Source organism: Paraburkholderia sp. RL17-368-BIF-A, from assembly GCF_046054045.1.
Taxonomy (GTDB): Bacteria; Pseudomonadota; Gammaproteobacteria; order Burkholderiales; family Burkholderiaceae; genus Paraburkholderia; species Paraburkholderia graminis.
In genome coordinates this window covers 20,570-36,922 of the sequence record NZ_JARESN010000023.1, presented here as the reverse complement: position 1 = coordinate 36,922, position 16,353 = coordinate 20,570, and the positions used below count along the sequence as shown (strand labels likewise).

Here is a 16,353-nt window from a genome sequence, read left to right as displayed (position 1 = left end):
GACCGACATGCGGACGCTATCAGACCAAAAAACGCTGGAAAGAGAAAGCCCGTCATCGTGCGGCGCTTGAACGAGCGGCGGACCATCGGCGAGGCGCGCGCTCAATCGTCAATTGCATCGTACACGCGACGTTCGAAGTCGACTGCCATGGGAAACGGATCGATTGAACGGCGCTGAATCAGCATGACGCCGATAAGATCTTCCACCGGATCGGCGCACCAGCTCGTGCCAAAAGCGCCGGGCCAACCGAAAGAGCCGATCGAACGATAGCCTTGCGGCAACTGCTGCGCAGGATCGTCGACGATCGACAAGCCGAGGCCGAAACCCTGACCCGCCCACATCGCATGACCGAACGCCGGCAGGCGGCGCTGCTCGCGCGTCAGAAAGTTCGAACGCATCAGATCGACCGAGCGATGCGAGAGCAAGCGCGTGTCGCCGACGCGTCCGCGCCGCAACAGCAACTGCGCGAATTGCAGATAGTCCTGCGCGGTCGAAACGAGCCCGCCGCCGCCGCTTTGAAAGCGCGCCGGGTTCGCCCAACGGCTCGCCGACGCGTGATCCTCGACCACGCGCCGCCGCGTGCCGACATCGACGCCATAGGCGGTGGCAAGGCGGGCGAGCTGCGGCTCGGGCACCGAGAAAGCGGTGTCGCGCATGCCGAGCGGCTCGAAAATCCGCGTGCGGAAAAACTCGCCCAGCGGCATGCCGGTCACTCGTGTGATCAATGCGCCGAGCACGTCGGTGGCGACGCCGTAATGCCAGCGCGAGCCCGGTTGAAACATCAATGGCAATCCGGCGATGCGTGCGAGCCACGCGTTCACATCGGCGCGCGCGTCGAGACCGTTGAAGGCGGCCGCATAGGCTTCGGCTAGCGGCCCGGTCGCCGTGAAGTGATAAGCGAAGCCCGCGCGATGAGTCAGCAAGTCGAGCACGGTCAGCGGCGCGCGCGCCGGGTCGGTTTGATCGAGCGGGCCGCCGGGGTCGCGCAGCACGCGCGGCGCGGCGAATTCAGGCAGCCACTGCGCGATCGGCGCGTCGAGCGTGAGCCGGTCTTCTTCCACCAGCATGAGGATGGCGGCGCTCGTCACCGGCTTGGTCATCGACGCGATGCGAAACAGCGTGTCGCGCTCCATCGGCAATGACACGGCTTCGTCGCGCAGACCGAGCGCCTCGAAGTATGCGGTTGCGCCGCGCCGCCAGACGAGCGCGACGACGCCGGCCACATCGCCTCGTTCGACGTAGCCCAGCAACGTACCCGTCAGCATCGCGAGCCGAGGCGATGAAAATCCCACTGCTTGCATATCGATGTTGTCCGGCCTGGCTTCGTCGATGGATCGTAATGAGGCGAAAAACCGCTGCCGACAGCAGAGGCTATCGCCTCAGGCTTTTTGGCGCTCCTCGAGTGCGGCGAGCGCGGCATTCAGCCGTTTGATGCGATTGACTTGCGTTGGCACGCGAACCGCGCCGGAAACCGAATCGATGCGGTTACGCCAATAAGACAGCGGTATTCGGTCTTCAGCGGAAATGTGTGAAATGACGTGTTCTAGATGTCGGATGTCTTTTTCGAGTTGATGGTGATTCATTCGTTTCCCCGGAATGCTCGTTGACTTAATTCGAAACGCAACGTTAAGCACAGATTGTGCCGCTCTCAAAGCCTGTTTTTCTTGGTCGGCAAGTTCTTCCCGCCTTTTGCCGATTGGCCTCCCTATCCGGCAAAAGCTGCTGATCGCATGCGTTAGCGAACCTGTGAAAATAGAATACTGCCGCTTAATTCAGGGTTCCGTTACCTTCCGCACCGACTTCACTCCAGTGCGAAAAAATACAGTGACTTTTTATTGCTGTCGATCCGTTCGGAATAAATCTTGTCAAATCGAAATTCATTATGCGGCGCGCATAGTGGAACTTCCTTCGTCTCGCCGCATTAGAAGCATATATTTATGACGCGGATGCACGTATCGGGAAACGCGTACGCTCAGTAATGAGGAGAGCGCAGGCAACGGCGCGCGGATTAAGCCGCTTTTTAGAGGAAGGCGAGCGCAGCCCGTCGACGGGTTGCGAATCGCAGAAGACAGTGAAAGTCCGGCCGCGCGCCGCATGACGCGGCGCGCATCGCGTTACTTCGCGCGGCAGGCGTAGATCAGGCTAAGCGTGCCGTTACTCGTGGATTGGCGCACGGTGTCGAACGCGCCGCCGCTGCAGCTTGCGGCCGCCTGCTGCGCGCAGGAGTCGGAACCCGCGGGGCATTCGACCAGCGTCGTCGGGCGGCCGTCCGACAGAAACAGCGGCGCGCTGCTGCCGCAGCCGCCCAGCGCGGCGCCGGCTGACACCGCCAGCATCAGGCCGAGATAGCGCGCAAGGAAAGAGAAGCTCCGGTTCATATGAAACCCCGATCACGTCTTGTTTTTCGATCACGCGATTGTGCCACGCAGCCATGACGCTGCGTGACAGGATGCAGGCCCGCTCCGCTCAAACCTGGATGCCGTGTGCCGCGATCTTCTTGTACAGCGTCGCGCGCCCCATGCCGATTTGCGCAGCGGTCTCGATCACGCGCCCGCCGTTCGCTCGCAACGCATCGCTCAGGAAGCGCTTTTCGAACGCCGCCATCGCGTCGCTCCATGACGATGGCTCGCGCGCCGCATCCGCGCCGCTCGCAGCCGTCTGTGATGAGCCGTCCGGCGTCTGCGCCGTCGCGCCTTGCGCGCCGCTTTGTCCCGAACCGATGAACGGCGCAAGCGCGCGCGCGTCGATCCGTTCGCTGTCCGACAGCATCACGGCCCGCTCAAGCGTATTGCGCAACTCGCGCACGTTGCCTGGCCACGCATACGAGCACAAGAGGCGCAACGCGTCGTCCTGCAATTCGTAGTGACTGCCGCCGCGTGCCTGCGTCGACAGGTCCTCGAGCATTGCGTACGCGAGCGCTTCGATGTCCGACGTGCGCTCGCGCAGCGGCGGAGCATGAATCGTCAGCACGTTTAGCCGATAGAACAGATCGGCGCGGAAACGGCCCGCCGCGACCAGCGCCGGCAAATCCGCGGAGGTGGCCGCGATGATCCGCACGTCGGCGCGCACGATCCGGTTGGAGCCGAGCGGCTCGAACTCCTTGTCCTGCAGCACGCGCAGCAGCTTGCCTTGCAAAGGCAGCGGCATGTCGCCGATCTCATCGAGAAAAAGCGTGCCGCCGTTCGCCAGTTCGAACTTGCCGACCCGTCCCTTGCGATCCGCGCCCGTGTAGGCGCCAGGCGCCGCGCCGAAGAATTCGACTTCGAGCAGGGTGTCCGGAATCGCGGCCACGTTGACGGTCACGAGCGGCTGATTCGCGCGAGCCGAGCCGCCGTGGATCGCATGCGCGAGCAATTCCTTGCCGGTGCCGGTCTCGCCAAGTAAAAGCACCGGCGATTCGAGCTGCGCCGCGCGGCGCGCCTGGCGCTTCACTTCGAGACTGGCCGCGCTGGTGCCGACGAAGCTGCCGAACGTGTACTTGGCTCTGCGGGCCTGCGCGAGCGACTGACGCGTCGCGATCAACTCTTCCTGCACGCGCGAGTAGTGGGAAAAAAGCGGCGTGAGCGCCTTCAACTCGTCGAACAGCGCGAAGCCGACGGCGCCGACCGTCGCACCGGCGTCGTCCTTCAGCGGAAGACGCGTGACGACGAGCGGCTCGCGGTCCGTTTCGAGAATGTCGAGCAGAATCGGCTTGCCGGTTTTGACGACCTCGCGCATCAGGCTGTTTGGAATCACCGCTTCGCAATCGCGGCCAATCGCCTGCTCGGGGTCGGCAAAGCCGAAGCGCGCCGCATAGCGCTTGTTGATCCACACGACGCGCGCGTCGGCGTCGACGATAAACGTGCCTTCGCTGAAGTTCTCGAATGTGCGGAAGAGGGAATCCATCGCGCGGCGCAGCACGTCGCCGTAGATGGCGGGAAGTCCCGCCCAGTCGTTCATCATGTTGTCGCTGTCTCCGGCTATCGTTCTATTTGTCGCTTGTCTCTTTTCGTGGACAAGCTTATCTCAACGTAGAGATCGCCGGCAACCCCATCGCCATGCGGATTTCGTGTCAATACCGGACACACTTCGCACGATTGACGTCCCCGTTTGGAGACGTTTGGGTACAATCGGCGGCGCCACGTCTCCCGGTTTTGCCGGCTTTTGGCCCGCCGCGTCAGCGCGCGAGCCAACGCCGGCCGCATGGCATGGAACCTGCGTTCGCGGGCGCCATGCCGTCGTCAGCGGGAGACGGCGTACACGTAGAACAAACCAAGCTTCTGGAGACTCAATGTCCTTTGTCATCGTCCTTGCCGCGCTGGCGTTTCTGATGTTCGCCGCGTATCGCGGCTACAGCGTTATCCTTTTCGCGCCGATCGCCGCGCTCGGCGCCGTCCTTCTGGTCGATCCCGCCGCCGTCGCGCCCGTGTTCACGGGCATCTTCATGGAGAAGATGGTCGGCTTCGTCAAACTCTATTTCCCGGTGTTTCTGCTCGGCGCCGTGTTCGGTAAGGTCATCGAACTGTCCGGCTTCTCGGAGTCGATCGTGGCGGCCGCGATTCGCTATATCGGCCGCTCGCGCGCCAATGCGGTGATCGTCGCGGTGTGCGCGCTGCTCACCTACGGTGGCGTCTCGCTGTTCGTCGTGGTGTTCGCCGTCTACCCGTTCGCCGCCGAACTGTATCGCCAGAGCAATATTCCGAAGCGCCTGATGCCCGGCGCCATCGCACTCGGCGCATTCTCGTTCACGATGGATTCGCTGCCGGGCACGCCGCAAATTCAGAACATCATCCCGACGACGTTCTTCAAGACGACGTCGTGGGCCGCGCCCGCGCTCGGCGTGATCGGCTCGCTGTTCATCATCGTGGTGGGTCTCACCTATCTCGAGTGGCGCCGCCGCTCGGCGATGGCAACCGGCGAAGGCTACGGCACGGAACTCGTCAACGAGCCGGAGCGCGTGGAGTCGAAGCAATTGCCGCATCCGTTGCTGGCCATTGCGCCGCTGGTTCTGGTGGGCGTCGCCAACTTCTTCCTGACTCGCTGGATCCCCGACGCGTACGGCACGTCGTACACCGTCGCGCCGGATATTTTGCCGGGCGTTCACACGCCGCTCACCACGACGATCAAAACCGTGCTGGGAATCTGGGCTGTCGAAGGCGCGCTGCTCCTCGGCATCGTCATGGTCGTGGTCACCGCGTTCGGCCGCGTGCGCGAGCGCTTTGCGATCGGCACGAAGGCCGCCGTGGCGGGCGCGCTGCTGGCGTCGCTGAATACGGCGTCGGAGTATGGTTTCGGCGGCGTGATCGCGGCATTGCCGGGATTTGTTCTGGTCAGCGACGCGCTGAAGAGCATTCCGAATCCGCTCGTCAATGCGGCCGTCTCGGTCAGTTCGCTGGCGGGCATTACCGGTTCGGCGTCGGGCGGCATGAGCATTGCGCTCGCGGCCATGTCGGACGTGTTCATCAAGGGTGCGGAGGCGGCGCATATTCCAATGGAAGTGCTGCACCGCGTGGTCGCAATGGCAAGCGGCGGCATGGACACGCTGCCGCATAACGGCGCGGTGATCACGCTGCTGGCGGTGACCGGGTTGACGCACCGTCAGTCGTATCGCGACATTTTCGCGGTGACGGTCATCAAGACGCTGGCGGTGTTCTTCGTGATCGCCGTTTATTACACGACGGGGCTGGTTTAAGAAGGGCTTGGGCGGGTTCAGGGACTGCTGCTCCTGAACCCGCCCATCAGCATCTGGCACGGCGAGTCGCCCGTCTCGTTTGCGAGCCAGACGACATCTTCTTTCCACGGCTCGTTGCTCGTCAACCGCGCTAACTTCTCCTGCAAAATCGCGATCCACGCGGTGGCGAATCTCGGTAGCTCGCGTTCCTGAAGTCGGAGCATGCGCTCGCGATTTTCGACAGTAGCGGGCTCGAGCAGCCGCAGATGAACTAGCCAGTCATGGCGTCAAGTTTCCGCGCTGGCCGCGTAGAACGTTAGTATCACTACCTATCAGTAGTCATGTCATATCCGGCTTCGAATAGCAAATTCAATTGAGTCACTACCTCCACGAAACAGGGTCTCGCTGCAATCATTCTCTTGGTGTCCGTGTGCGCAAAGCGATCGACGGTGCCGGAAATGGGCGAGAACGACGCAGTGGCGCCTCGCCGATTTTCGCAAGTGCTCGAGAACATGCTCGGAGAGCGGGTGACTGTGTCGTGTTGCCCAACGCAGGTCACGCGATGGCGCCTGAGCAGCCGAAAGCAATGGCCGACGCGATCCCGACGTTCGCGAAGCTCGCGAATCAGTAAGTGACTCCACGATGTCCAGACATCGGCGTCGGCCACGCGTCGCGACTTTTGATCGGTTATCGTATCAACCCACATTCGCAGCCGTGAGGTGCAATCTCCATGAGCCCTACCCCCGCTTTCTGGATGGTCCCCGGCGCGCCGACGCCAGTCGGTCCGTTTTCGCACGCCGTGGAAACCGACGGCTGGGTCTTCCTCACCGGCCAGATGCCGACCTCGCCCACCGACGACGCCGCGCCGCTTCCCGAAGGCGTGGTCGCGCAGACGAAGCGCGTGATGGACAACCTCGTGCTCGTGCTGCAAGGTCTCGAACTCGGCTTGCAACACGTGGTTGCCGTGCGCATTTTCCTCACCGAGTTCAAGCGCGACTACGGGGCGATGAACGACACTTATCGCGCGTACTTTCCCGCCGACGCGCTGCCTGCCCGGACGTGCATCGGCGTAACGGCATTGGCGCGTGACGCGCTGGTGGAAATCGACTTCATCGCGCGACGGCCGGGCTGAGCGTCGAGGCCTCAGCACTGGCTCGGTCGTCCATCCTGAGCAATTCGTTCTGACGCAGCTTCAGGCCGTGTGCCGTGCCACGGCCTTCACCAGATGTTCGCGATATCGTTCGAGCAATCGCGAATCGGTTGAATGGGCAATTGCCTTCTCCATGATGTCCGGGTTATTCAGAGCGGACTAATTATCTGAATCAAATGCGAATGGATTAAAACGGGCGATGTAAAAAGTCCCATTGTGACCATTAATAATTGCATGCAGCGGGGAAGGCGGCGACGTTTCTATTAAATCTAATACGACCAGTATTTTCCGACATTCAATGCACATGTCCGGCGCTGATATTTTCGCTTGCTGAAATTGAGGCGACTATTCAAGCATTTCGGCGCTACCACACCTTGCGGTACTTTTCGTTAGGACAATTCCTAAAAGCGTCCGCACCACATTCTTGCGTCTTGCATTTTCTTGATCTCCGTCACCGCTGATTTCTGAATTTTCCGTTGAATTTAGGAATAGTCCTATTGAGCCATCGTTCAAGTCTCATAAAGTTCGGTTGTTGCCGGCAATTTTGAGACGGGGTGTGACTTAGCTATCGAGCTGAATTCAAATCCATAGTGGACGAGCAGTCGTCGCAAAATCGTGAATCGGTGTGCGATTCATTTGATTTTTGGGCGATTTAATTGTGACGAGCCGAGCGCAGTAATCGTCACGTCCACTCCCAAGCCTGAGTTGAGCAGCGACAGAACGCGTGACGATATTTGTTCAATAAGGGGTTTTAAATGAATAAAGCATTTCGCTCGGTTTGGAACGAGTCAACCGGCACTTGGGTGGCTGCGCAGGAAGATGCAAAAGGAATAAGCAAAAATTCGAAACCCGCTTGTAAAAGTAGGCTGAGCGCTATTTCCTGGTCGTTAGGCGGTACAGCGGGCATTGCGCTTGCGATTTTTTCTTTGCCCGCATCTGCAAGCGTTCTGTGTCTGTATGACAATAATGGAAAAGACCAGGTCTCCAGTAATTCGACATTTGCTAGTGGCTGTTCAAGCCGGTACGTGCCCTCCAGCGACTACTATGCCCTCCTCGAATCCGGCTCGCCGTCTGGAGCTGCCGGCATCGTGCTCCAGGCTGGAAACATAACGTACTACCTGGCCAGCACGATGACCCAGAACACGCTCACAATGAGCGTGTCCGACACCAACGTGTTGTTGGACGGCCTGGCGCCAGGAGCAGTAACAGCCTCAAGCCTGAATGCTATTAGCGGTTCCCAGCTTTACGGTACGGCAAGTACCACGGCGGCCGCGCTAGGCACGACGATGGCGGCGAACGGCACGATCGTTGCGCCTGGCTACGCGCTGCCGCAAGCGAATGCAATCGATGGGACGTCGGGCCCGGCTAACAACGTGAGTTCGGCGTTCGCTACGGTCGATTCAGCCCTGGGCAAGTTAGGCGACAAGCTCAGCGCAGGCATCGAGTATTTCCACGCGAACTCCGCGCTGGCGGATTCGTCGGCGATTGGCTCCGAGGCAATCGCGATCGGTGGGGCCGCGGCCGCATCCTCCGGTGGTGCGATTGCCGTGGGCCAGCTAAGTATGTCCAACGGTACGGCTGCTGTTGCAATCGGCCAGAATGCAACCGCCACTGGCATTGCCAATATCGCGATCGGTCAACGCGCCACCAATGCGGCGACTCTCAACAATTCGATTGCAATTGGCGGAGACTCAAAATCGGGTGGTCAGTCAAGTTCGCTGGGTAATAGTGCCGACACGTCGGCAACCACATTCGCAGTCGCTGTCGGTCACAGCAGCGTGGTGACAGGTAGCTCCGGCACCGCGCTGGGTGCCGGAGCGTCGGCAGCGACGGCGAACTCGGTAGCGGTCGGCTCGAACTCGGTGGCGAACTCGACGACGCTGGCGACGGCAGGCTTCACGCCGCTCGGCGGCACGGCGATTTCGGCGGCGACGGCAACCGGCGGCGAGGTGTCGGTGGGCGCGGCAGGTGCAGAGCGTCGCATCACGAACGTCGCAGCGGGCCTGAACGCCACGGACGCGGTGAACCTGAGCCAGCTCATGTCGGAAGACGCGAAGGTCAACACGATCAACAACAACGTGAACAACCTGAGCAACACGGTGAACAACATCGTGAACGGCGGCGGCATCAAGTACTTCAACACTAACTCCACGCTGGCGGATTCGTCGGCAACGGGCACGGATGCAGTGGCGATCGGCGGCAACGCACAGGCGACGACGGCGAACTCGGTAGCGCTCGGCTCCAACTCGGTTGCCAACTCGAGCACGCTAACGACGGCAGGCTTCAACCCGGGCAGCAGCGCAATCTCGGCAGCCACGGCAGCCGGCGGCGAAGTGTCGGTAGGCGCTTCAGGTGTAGAGCGTCGTATCACGAACCTGGCAGCAGGTCAGAATCCGACCGATGCGGTGAACGTGAGCCAGTTGCAGTCGGAAGACGCGAAGGTGAACCAGATCGGTACGAGCACGGCCTCGTCGCTGGGCGGCGGTTCGACCTACGATACGACGACGGGCACGATCACGAACCCGACGTACCCGGTGGGCGGCACGACCGTCAACAACGTGGGTGACGCGCTCACCAATCTGGACGGCCGTACGACGCAGAACACCACGAATATCGGCAGCCTGACGCAGAACATCAACAACGGTACGGTCGGCCTCGTGCAGCAGGACCCGACGTCGCGCAACGTCACGGTGGCAAAGGATACCGGCGGCACGGTGGTGAACTTCACGGGTACGGCAGGTTCGCGCACGCTGACCGGTGTAGCAGCAGGCGCGCTCAACGCCACGAGCGTGGATGCGGTGAACGGTTCGCAGTTGTACGCGACGAACCTGAACGTCTCGAACCTGACGAACGTCGTCAACAACATCAGCAGCGGCGGCGGCATCAAGTACTTCAACGCTAACTCGACGCTGGCGGACTCGTCGGCAACGGGCACGGATGCAGTTTCGATCGGCGGAAATGCTCGGGCGACGACCGCGAACTCGGTGGCACTGGGGTCTAACTCGGTGGCCAACTCGGCGACGCTGGCGACGGCTGGCTTCAACCCTGGCGGCAGCGCAATCTCGGCAGCCACGGCAGCCGGCGGCGAAGTGTCGGTAGGCGCTTCAGGTGCAGAGCGTCGTATCACGAACGTGGCAGCAGGTCAGAATGCGACCGATGCGGTGAACGTGAGCCAGTTGCAGTCGGAAGACGCGAAGGTGAACCAGATCGGCACGAGCACAGCGTCGTCGCTGGGCGGCGGTTCGACCTACGACACGACGACGGGCACGATCACGAACCCGGCGTACCTGGTGGGCGGCACGACCGTCAACAACGTGGGTGATGCGCTCACCAATCTGGACGGCCGTACGACGCAGAACACGTCGGACATCACCAACATCAACAACACGCTGAACAACATCACCAATGGCGGCGTCGCTACCAGGTACTTCCACGCCAACACGACGTTGCCGGATTCACAGGCGACGGGCGCGGAATCGGTGGCGATCGGCGGCAACGCGCAATCTCTCGCGACGAACTCGGTTGCACTGGGTTCGAACTCGGCGGCTGATCGTGCCAACACGGTGTCGGTCGGCTCGGCGGGCAACGAACGCCAGATCACCAACGTCGCAGCCGGCACGGCCGACACGGACGCAGTGAACCTCGCTCAGTTGAAGGCCTCGGGCATCATCAACCCGAACGGCACGACCAACGCGGCAGTCACGTACGACCACAACGCCGATGGTACGACCAACTACAGCAGCGTGACGATGGGTAACGGTGCTGCGGGCGGCACGACAATCCGCAACGTGGCGGCAGGTACGTCCGGTAACCACGCAGTCAACGTCGACCAGATGAACGCAGCGATCTCGACGGCGACGGACATTGCCAAAGCAGCCAGCAACCCGATGTTTGCAGCAGACGGCAACCAGGACACGCAGATGGCTAGCGCAACTGGCTCGTATTCGACTGCGATGGGTGCCAGCGCCAATGCCGGCGGCAACCAGTCGATTGCAGCCGGCAACAATGCCAACGCAAGCAGTGAAGGTGCAACTGCGATCGGCGCCAATACTCAGGCGACCGGCAAGGGTTCGGTTGCCCTGGGTTCCGACTCGGTGGCAGACCGCGACAACACGGTGTCGGTGGGCTCGGCAACGAACCAGCGCCAGGTCGCCAACGTCGCAGCCGGTACGGCGACGCACGACGCAGTCAACTTTGGTCAGTTGAACGACGCGATCGGCAATCTGCCGGCCGGCATGACGGCAAAGACCTACGTCGATCAGCAGATCAACTCGGTGCAGAACAGCGTCAACCAGGTCGCCAGGAGCGCTTACTCGGGTATTGCGGCAGCCACCGCGCTGACGATGATCCCGGACGTCGATGAGGACAAAAGGATCGCGGTCGGTATCGGCGGCGGTTCGTACAAGGGTGCGCAGGCTGTGGCGCTCGGCATCTCGGCGCGTATCACTGACAACCTGAAGATCAAGGCCGGCGCGGGCACCAGCGCGGGTGACACGACGGTTGGCATGGGTGCTTCGTATCAGTGGTAAGTGCCGTGATGGATCGGACGCAAGTCCGGTCCATCAACCGGATCTGCGTTGACTGAACTGCAAGCGGCGCCCTTGTCCGTCGGACCCTTGGCAAGGGCGCCGCTTCAATCACTGCATTCGTGAAAAATGAAGATTTCTCTCTTTAGATCTATGCGCCGACTCAATGCGCCGACGCTTCGTCGACGCCATAGCGATCGCACAACGCTTCGTGCAGCGACACGGCGCGCTCGTCCATCTCCGTCGTCCACCTCTCGCTTTCGTTGCATAGCCGCTGCAACTGCCTGCATTCCTCGACGAATCCCGGCTCCTGCACGATCACGAACGCGCCGCTCGCGCTATGCGCCCAGCCGGCCAGCGCCTCCCGGTCTTCTTCATCGACGATGGCGAGAAGCCGCGGCAAGTCGTTCTTCAAATGCTCCTTGAGCATCGCGGTGTAGCGCGCTCTCTCATCGACGGTGAGTGTGCTTGCAGCCGAGGCAGCGGACGCCGGCTCTGTCGTGCGCGCCGCGCTGTCCTTCGCGACGGGCGCCACCGCGACCAGCGCAGCCTCGAGTTCGCTCAACGAAGCGGGCTTCGACACATGACCGCTGAAGCCGCGCTCGCGCCAGCTATGCGCCTCCTGATTCTCCGCGACCGCGCTGAAGGCAAGCACCGGCACCTGCTGGTCCCGCTCGCGCAGCGCGGCAAGCAGTCGATAGCCGTCCATCGCCGGCATGTGGATGTCGGTGAGCACGGCGTCAAAACGCTTCGCCTGAAACGTGGCGAGCGCCTGTTCGCCGTCTGGCGCGATGGTCGGCACGCAGCCGAGCGTCGCAAGCTGTTCGGCGATCAGGCTCTGGATCAGCGGATTGTCTTCGGCAACGAGAACCCTGAGCCCTTGCAACGCCGGATGCGTCGCCACCGAAGGCGCCGGAGCAGGCGCCGCGTCCAATGCGTTCGATGCGTCCATCTCCGATGCCGCCGCTGCCGCCGATGCGGACACCGCAGCAACAGGCACGCCGTCGACGGCCTGCTCGATGGCCCTGCGAATCGCCGTGGCGCTGAATTCGGTCACTTCGAGCACGCCTTCATCACGCGCGCGCGGTCGCGCCGGGCCCTCGCGAGTGATCCACACGGCGCTCAGCGGCTGCAACGCGCGCAAGCTCGCGATCGCCTCGAGATCGTATGCGTCGGAGACAATCAGCGCCATTGCGCAGTTCGTCCGCAGCCAGTTCTGCGCGTCAGCCAGCGTCGAGACGACGTGCGCGCTCCAGCCAAAGTGTTCGAGCCAGCGGTCGAGCAGATTGACGATCTCGCGATCGGGAAACAGCGCGAGCAGCGGTCCACGCGTTGCCGCCTGAGGCGCAGGTTTTTCGTCAGGCGACGCAACCAGCGGAATCGATACATTGAATACGCTGCCGACGCCCACCACGCTTTCCGCCGACACCGCGCCGCCCATCAACTCGCACAGCCGCGCGCAGATCGCGAGTCCAAGGCCGGTGCTTTCCGCGCCGCGCGAGGCGCCCGCCTCGCCTTGCACAAACGGCTTGAAAAGCCGCCCCACGAGTTCCTCGCTCATGCCCGGCCCCGAATCGGAGACGCGGCACTTCAGGACCGGGTGGCCTGGCGTGTCGTCGGCGAGTTCCGCTTGCAGCGTGATCTTGCCGCTCGACGTGAACTTGAATGCATTGCTCAACAGATTGTTGATGACCTGCGCGATCCGCATTCTGTCGCCGATCACGATGCGATCGATCGCGGGCGAAAGCAGCGAATAGAAACGCACGCGCCGATCGCCCGCCATCGACGCATACGACAGCGCGATGTTCTCGAATGCGTCGAGCAGCGCAAAGGGCGCGCGCACCAGAAGCATTTCGCCCGCATCGATCTTGGAGAAATCGAGAATGTCGTTGACGACGCGGCGCAGCGCATCGCCCGCCACGTTCAGACTGGCGAGCCGCTGCGCATGCGCGTCGAGCCCAGGCGTACGCGCGAACAGTTCGAGATTGCCGAGCAGCGCATTCAACGGCGTCCGGATTTCGTGACTCATCGCGGCAAAAAAATTCGTGCGCGCGCGCATCATCGCTTCCGACGTCTGCTGCGCTTGCCGCAGTTGCTGTTCGAGCTCGTGCTGCGCGGTCACGTCGAGGATCGCGCAGAACAACACGTCCTCGCCGGCATAACGAGCGGGCGCATAGGTGAACTGCAGGAAGCGGGCGGGCGTGCTGTCCGTCTGAACCGGCGCCGAGGACGCTTGCGAAGGCGCCGGCTGAACTTCCTGCACGGGCCTCGCCGGTGCGACGAAAGCGGCAATCCGCGCCAACGCGGCCGCCGACACCTGCTCCGGCACCTTCGTCAAAAACTCGGCGGCAATATGCGGCGGCAGGCGGCTCGTGCCCGGCTCGATACCCAGGAGTTCGGTGGCGAGTGCATTCGCCGTCAATATCGAACAGTCGCTTCGCCGGACGATGCACAGTCCGACCGGCGTCGCGCTCACCAGAATGTGATTGAGCGTCTCGCTTTCCAGCGCGCGCGAGGTCTCGGCGAACGCACTGCGCAGAAGCCGCAGTCCGAAGAAGCGCGCGGTCAGCGCGATAGCCAGCAGCACCAGCAACGCGAGCCCGCCGATCACGCCGAGCTGCCAGCCGAGCGCCACGGCGAGCGCGCCCCACGGCACGTAGCCGACCAGCGAGCCGAAGCCCGGCATCAACGGCTCGTGAAAAATCGCGCCTTCGCGGCCGAAGTGGAAGGCGTGAGACGGGGTCGCGGCTATCGTCCGTTGCAGCCTCGCGCCGGTTTGCGCGCTGAGCGCGGCGGAAGATACGAGAATGCGCCGGTCAGGGCCCATCAGCAAAGTCGCGCCCGCGCCGCCGGGCGGCGCAAGGCGCGCGGCGAGCACGTCGAGCGAAACGCTTGTGGTGATCAGCGTGACAGGCTTGTCGCCTTCGTAGTAGGCACTCACCACCGAGATGACCGGCGTGTTGCGCAGCGGATCGCGATACGGTCCGATCCACACGTGCTCGCCTTTGCCGGGCACGCGCTTGCCTGTTTGCGCTTGCAGTTCGTGCTCGATCGTGTCGCGCAACGTGCCGATTACCGCCTCTTGCGGCGGCGGCGCCCGCGTGGCCCCGGCTCCAACGTCGGTTGCCGAATCCGCGAGCGAAGGCAAAATCACGGCGTAATTTTCATCGAGGCCGATCAGCGTCGCGTGCTGCGCGAGTTCGAACGCCTGCTGCGTGACCAGCGTCGATTGTGCGGATTCATACAGCCGCCAGACTTTGTCGCCGAACTGCGCACCCCACGCCGCGCGTGTTGCCTGGCCGATGACGATGTCGAATTCCGCGTCGACCCGGTCGACCTTGCCGCGCGCCGCGCCCGTCTGCGCGATGGATCGCTCCACCGCTTCGGGTGCGCGCCGCACCTGGGTCGCGCTGTAGTAATAGTCGAGAGTGAATTCGGTGCGCCGCAAGAACGACTCTTTGCGATGCAGAAGCAGCGACAGGTCGGTGGCGCTTTGCGTGGCGAACGTACGGCGGTATTCCAGTTGCTTCAGCCCCGCGACCACAGCCAGCAGGAGCGAAAAGATCACCACCATCAGCATCAATGAGCCGATTGTCGCGAGATAAACCCGCCGCTGGCGCTTCGCGTTTTTTGCGAGCGAGGCAAACGCCTGAGCGAGTGACTCTTGAGTACGATCAAGGATTTTCTGCATCGGCCCAAGTACGTTGCGGTTCGCGCAGGCAGACCGCTGCGATCTTTGGCAAACCACGTCTGCTGACCTATACCGGCGCAGTGTAGTCTTTTTGAAGATGATGCGCGACGCATCCGGCACCTTTTACGCATTGACCTTTCACGCATTGACCTTACGCATTGATCGGATAGATCAGCATTACTCCCACCTCGACAGCGATGAATTGGCGACCCACGATGCATGCGTCAGTGCCCGATGAATGCATGGGGCGGACTGACCCAAGTAACAACGGCGTTTAGCGGCCCGTCGCAAGACGGGCCGTTTTTTTTGTGCGCGGTCTATGCTGTTCAGGCGCAGAGGTCGATGTGCGCACACCATCCACGGAGGCAGACATGGTTCGTTCCGACTCGCGAGGCGCTGCGCCGCGCGATGCGCTGTCTGAGCATTTCAGCGATATGGCGCGCAACAACGCGTGGTCCAACCTGCGCCTTTACCGCGCGTGTCTGAGCTTGAGCGACGAAGCGTTCGCCGCGCACCGGGTGAGCTTCTTTCCGTCGTTGCAGCTCACGCTGAATCACATTCTGCTGGTGGACCGCTACTACTTCGACGCGCTGATCGACGGCGGCCAGGGCCTCACGATTTTCGACGACGAAGTGCCCTATCCGCACGCGGCGCAACTATGGCAGGCTCAGGCGGACAGCGACCACGCGCTGCTGAGCTTCTGCGAATCGCTGACGGCCGACGACTTGCAGCGCGAAGTGCAAATCGACCGGGGTCCGTCGATCGGCGTGCAACGCGAACGCATCGGCAACGTGCTTCCGCATGTGTTCGTGCATCAGATCCATCATCGCGGACAGGTTCATGCGATGTTGAGCGGCACCGCCATCGCGCCGCCGCAACTCGACGAGTTCTTTCTCGATGCCGACGCGCCGCTGCGCGCCTCGGAGATGCGGGAGCTGGAGCGCATGCGTGACGAGCGTGATCGTCCGCCGCTATAGCGTCGCGGCGCGCAAGGGTTGCGGGCCGAGGCTGCGACACGCGCCTCATGATCTCTTCAGGTGCGCTTTGCATCGGGCGTTTTTGCCGATAAGCGCGCACGCGGTTGCGCGTCGCGTCTAACCGTACCGCGCGTCATGCGCATGACAACGTCGAAGAACGATTGCACCGCGACGGGGCAGGAAAAATGCAGCCGTCGTCGCGACGACTCCGTTAAACTCATTGTCACTGCGAACGTCATCGCCTGCATGGACTCGCGGCCCGCAAGGCCACGCGCACGGCGGCGCTCGGGCTTGCAGGCGGAGGCGCCGGCAATCGCCAAAAGCGTCAACATTGCGCGACAGACGGCGCGTCATGCTGC

Annotated in this window: 10 protein-coding genes and 1 pseudogene; 5 read left to right on the top strand and 6 right to left on the bottom strand. The window is 62.4% G+C overall.

Annotation, left to right across the window (positions count from 1 at the left end):
• Window positions 1–101: 101 nt before the first annotated feature.
• The 4 genes from P0D87_RS28240 to P0D87_RS28225 form a co-directional block, all read right to left on the bottom strand.
• Entirely contained in the window at window positions 102–1,301 is a 1,200-nt protein-coding gene (locus P0D87_RS28240; protein ID WP_053859741.1) for a serine hydrolase domain-containing protein, read from the bottom strand.
• Window positions 1,302–1,379: 78 nt separating this feature from the next.
• A complete protein-coding gene (locus P0D87_RS28235) occupies window positions 1,380–1,583 on the bottom strand; it encodes a hypothetical protein (protein WP_006047503.1) in 204 nt (67 codons plus the stop codon).
• A gap of 531 nt (window positions 1,584–2,114) precedes the next feature.
• Window positions 2,115–2,378 carry a hypothetical protein gene (locus P0D87_RS28230; protein ID WP_006047502.1) on the bottom strand — a complete coding sequence of 88 codons (264 nt, stop codon included), beginning with the start codon at window positions 2,376–2,378 and terminating at the stop codon, window positions 2,115–2,117.
• A gap of 88 nt (window positions 2,379–2,466) precedes the next feature.
• Window positions 2,467–3,942, bottom strand: coding sequence for a sigma-54 interaction domain-containing protein (locus P0D87_RS28225; RefSeq protein WP_006047501.1), 1,476 nt, complete (start codon window positions 3,940–3,942; stop codon window positions 2,467–2,469).
• A 328-nt stretch (window positions 3,943–4,270) separates the two neighbouring features.
• Between P0D87_RS28225 and P0D87_RS28220 the strand changes: the two genes are divergently transcribed.
• Window positions 4,271–5,671 (top strand): GntP family permease, encoded by a 1,401-nt coding sequence (locus tag P0D87_RS28220; RefSeq protein WP_006047500.1) that lies wholly within the window; start codon window positions 4,271–4,273, stop codon window positions 5,669–5,671.
• Window positions 5,672–5,688: 17 nt separating this feature from the next.
• On the opposite strand, the gene P0D87_RS28215 is transcribed toward P0D87_RS28220, so the two are convergent.
• A complete protein-coding gene (locus P0D87_RS28215; RefSeq protein ID WP_053859742.1) occupies window positions 5,689–5,874 on the bottom strand; it encodes a hypothetical protein in 186 nt (61 codons plus the stop codon).
• A gap of 506 nt (window positions 5,875–6,380) precedes the next feature.
• Between P0D87_RS28215 and P0D87_RS28210 the strand changes: the two genes are divergently transcribed.
• From P0D87_RS28210 to P0D87_RS28195, 3 genes and pseudogenes are all read left to right on the top strand, one after another.
• Window positions 6,381–6,782, top strand: coding sequence for a RidA family protein (locus tag P0D87_RS28210; RefSeq protein WP_053859743.1), 402 nt, complete (start codon window positions 6,381–6,383; stop codon window positions 6,780–6,782).
• A gap of 773 nt (window positions 6,783–7,555) precedes the next feature.
• Window positions 7,556–7,675, top strand: a pseudogene (locus P0D87_RS28200) (ESPR-type extended signal peptide-containing protein); the annotation flags it as partial.
• A gap of 255 nt (window positions 7,676–7,930) precedes the next feature.
• Window positions 7,931–11,329: a YadA family autotransporter adhesin gene (locus tag P0D87_RS28195; protein ID WP_408637089.1), complete on the top strand. Its 3,399-nt coding sequence runs from the start codon at window positions 7,931–7,933 to the stop codon at window positions 11,327–11,329.
• A gap of 160 nt (window positions 11,330–11,489) precedes the next feature.
• Here P0D87_RS28195 and P0D87_RS28190 read toward each other — a convergent pair whose 3' ends face one another.
• A complete protein-coding gene (locus tag P0D87_RS28190; protein WP_053859745.1) occupies window positions 11,490–15,017 on the bottom strand; it encodes a response regulator in 3,528 nt (1,175 codons plus the stop codon).
• Between the two features lie 371 nt (window positions 15,018–15,388).
• Between P0D87_RS28190 and P0D87_RS28185 the strand changes: the two genes are divergently transcribed.
• The gene (locus P0D87_RS28185) at window positions 15,389–15,994 is read left to right on the top strand and encodes a DinB family protein (RefSeq protein ID WP_053859746.1); all 606 of its coding nucleotides are present in this window, start codon (window positions 15,389–15,391) and stop codon (window positions 15,992–15,994) included.
• Window positions 15,995–16,353: the final 359 nt, after the last annotated feature.

Excerpts from the sequence above, each read along its gene's own strand:
- P0D87_RS28235 (WP_006047503.1), bottom strand. The coding sequence starts at position 1,583 with ATGAATCACCATCAACTCGAAAAAGACATCCGACATCTAGAACACGTC.
- P0D87_RS28190 (WP_053859745.1), bottom strand. The coding sequence starts at position 15,017 with ATGCAGAAAATCCTTGATCGTACTCAAGAGTCACTCGCTCAGGCGTTT.
- P0D87_RS28220 (WP_006047500.1), top strand. The coding sequence starts at position 4,271 with ATGTCCTTTGTCATCGTCCTTGCCGCGCTGGCGTTTCTGATGTTCGCC.
- P0D87_RS28225 (WP_006047501.1), bottom strand. The coding sequence starts at position 3,942 with ATGATGAACGACTGGGCGGGACTTCCCGCCATCTACGGCGACGTGCTG.
- P0D87_RS28230 (WP_006047502.1), bottom strand. The coding sequence starts at position 2,378 with ATGAACCGGAGCTTCTCTTTCCTTGCGCGCTATCTCGGCCTGATGCTG.
- P0D87_RS28210 (WP_053859743.1), top strand. The coding sequence starts at position 6,381 with ATGAGCCCTACCCCCGCTTTCTGGATGGTCCCCGGCGCGCCGACGCCA.
- P0D87_RS28240 (WP_053859741.1), bottom strand. The coding sequence starts at position 1,301 with ATGCAAGCAGTGGGATTTTCATCGCCTCGGCTCGCGATGCTGACGGGT.
- P0D87_RS28185 (WP_053859746.1), top strand. The coding sequence starts at position 15,389 with ATGGTTCGTTCCGACTCGCGAGGCGCTGCGCCGCGCGATGCGCTGTCT.
- P0D87_RS28195 (WP_408637089.1), top strand. The coding sequence starts at position 7,931 with ATGACCCAGAACACGCTCACAATGAGCGTGTCCGACACCAACGTGTTG.
- P0D87_RS28215 (WP_053859742.1), bottom strand. The coding sequence starts at position 5,874 with ATGCTCCGACTTCAGGAACGCGAGCTACCGAGATTCGCCACCGCGTGG.